This window comes from Leisingera sp. ANG-DT (genome assembly GCF_000813785.1).
Lineage (GTDB): Bacteria > Pseudomonadota > Alphaproteobacteria > Rhodobacterales > Rhodobacteraceae > Leisingera.
This window is the reverse complement of the sequence record NZ_JWLE01000024.1, coordinates 1-495: the sequence shown is the minus strand read 5'-3', so window position 1 is coordinate 495 and position 495 is coordinate 1. Positions and strand designations below refer to the sequence as shown.

Below are 495 nucleotides of genomic sequence, written 5' to 3'. Positions count from 1 at the left end.
AGCGCACCGGGCGCCGGGTGTTCCTGATGGCGCCGATCCATCACCACTATGAGAAAAAGGGCTGGGCCGAGCCGCAGATCGTGATCCGCTTCTGGATCATCTCGCTGATCCTGGCAATGATCGGTCTGGCGACGCTGAAGGTGCGGTAAGACACGCCGTTTTACCGCCGTGCCGTGTCCTTGGCGGGGTGGTTTGAACTCTCTTTTCCATGGAACCGCCCGGGGCTGCTGCGTCGGGCGGTTTGTCTTTGAGGAAGTAGGCGGCGCCGCCGAAGGGGCGGAGCATCGGACAGCCCTTGCCAAGGGGCTGTGCCCGTCTGTCGGCCTATGCGGGCCCGCCCTGCACCCAATGAAGAGGTGGTCTGAGGGGGCCGGTCTCCTGGTCTTCTTGTTGCAACGGTTCGAAGGTAACCCGGCGGAGTGAAGATGTGGTGAGGGCAGCGTACGCAGGGTACGCAACACCTTTCAAAAGCCTTCCGCCCGGCCGATAGGCCGG

The 495-nt window shown here is 63.4% G+C and carries 1 pseudogene; it reads left to right on the top strand.

Annotated features, from left to right (window positions below):
* Positions 1-149 (top strand): annotated as a pseudogene (mraY, locus tag RA21_RS23205) (phospho-N-acetylmuramoyl-pentapeptide-transferase); the annotation flags it as partial.
* Positions 150-495 lie beyond the last annotated feature (346 nt).